2 pseudogenes are annotated in these 1437 nt (G+C 57.3%); both read right to left on the bottom strand.

Annotation, left to right across the window (positions count from 1 at the left end):
- Positions 1-88 precede the first annotated feature (88 nt).
- Positions 89-224: pseudogene (locus KQH55_RS16915) on the bottom strand (transposase); the annotation flags it as partial.
- Positions 225-345: 121 nt separating this feature from the next.
- Positions 346-1296 (bottom strand): annotated as a pseudogene (locus tag KQH55_RS09125) (IS66 family transposase); the annotation flags it as partial.
- Between the last annotated feature and the right edge of the window lie 141 nt (positions 1297-1437).

Here is a 1437-nt window from a genome sequence, read left to right as displayed (position 1 = left end):
CATAGAAGTTGGACCTGAACAATCCGTCCAGGCTGATGCAGTAAAGCAGGGAAGCTGAAACGGTATGGTGAGAATTGCAAGAGGCAGATTGATTCCGCCAGCCGTAGTACGTCGCTTCTGAGCATGCCATGCTTGCGGCAAAGCTCCGCTGGCTTCAGGCCTGCCTCGCCTTCCTTCAGCACGCCAATAATCGGTTCTTTGGTTAATTGTTTCTTTACGACCACTCCTCTTCAAAACGGACTCTATGTAGTGGTCTAATGAAACCGGACACTGATCTAGGCGAGAATGCTCGCCATGAAGAGTAAGCATCCGGCGAAGGCATTCCAGGGCGTAAATGGCCGTCAATCAAGCTGCGGTGGGCACCCAGCGATGTGGTAGCAGGGTGGCGATGTCGTCGGCTCGATGGGTGGGCAATCGATTGAGCACGTCTTTGAGATAGACGTACGGGTCATGATCATTGAGCTGCGCGGATCGAATCAGGCTCATGATTGCCGCGGCGCGTTGTCCAGCGCGCAACGAACCGGCAAACAACCCGTTCGAGCGACTGATAGCCCAGGGACGAATCTGATTTTCCAGCCAGTTATTGTCGATGGGCACATGCCCATCGATTAGATAACGCGTGAGCGCCTCCCAGCGCTTGAGACTGTAGTCGAGCGCTTTGGCGATCGCCGATCCTTCACTGACCCGTTTGCGCTGAGTGAACATCCACTCATGTAGCGCATCGGCAATGGGCCCAGCGCGCTGCTGACGCACTTCCCCCCTGCGATCAGGCTCAAGTTGTGCAACGTCGCGCTCGACAGCGTAAAGTGCGCCGAAGTATTCCAGCGCCTGTTCAGCGATCTGACTCTTGTGGTTGGCGTGCAACTCAAAGAACTTGCGTCTTGCATGAGCCATGCATCCGATCTCAGTGATGCCCAGCTCGAACCCGGCTTTGTAGCCGCTGTGATCGTCACATACCAGTTTGGCGCGCCAGTCACCGAGGAACTGGCGAGCATGTTCGCCCGCGCGACTATCGGCGAATTCATAGACGAGAGCGCGCACGTGGGCGAACTGCGTCGTGGCGTATGCCCAGACGTATGCGCGCTGCGTCTTGCCTTTACCGGGAACGAGCATTTGCACCGGCGTTTCATCGGCGTGCAGCACACCGTGTTGCACAAGCTCTTCGCGAAGCGCCTCGACCAGCGGCTGCAACCTCACACCACAAACGCCAACCCACTGACCCAGCGTTGATTGAGCGATGGCAAGGCCGGCGCGCCCGAAAATGCGTTCTTGACGGTATAACGGCAAGCGAGTCGCGCGGGGGAATCTCACCCCCACGCGCTCCCAGAACCGTACGTGAGCCTCTCAACTTGCGTATTTCAGCGATCATGGACGGTCGAATCAGGCTGATGGTGGACGGCGTTTCAGCGTGATCATGGACAGTTTGGGTGAGCGCGA

This window comes from Mycetohabitans sp. B3, assembly GCF_021498065.1.
Lineage (GTDB): Bacteria > Pseudomonadota > Gammaproteobacteria > Burkholderiales > Burkholderiaceae > Mycetohabitans.
This window is presented reverse-complemented; position numbering and strand designations above follow the sequence as displayed.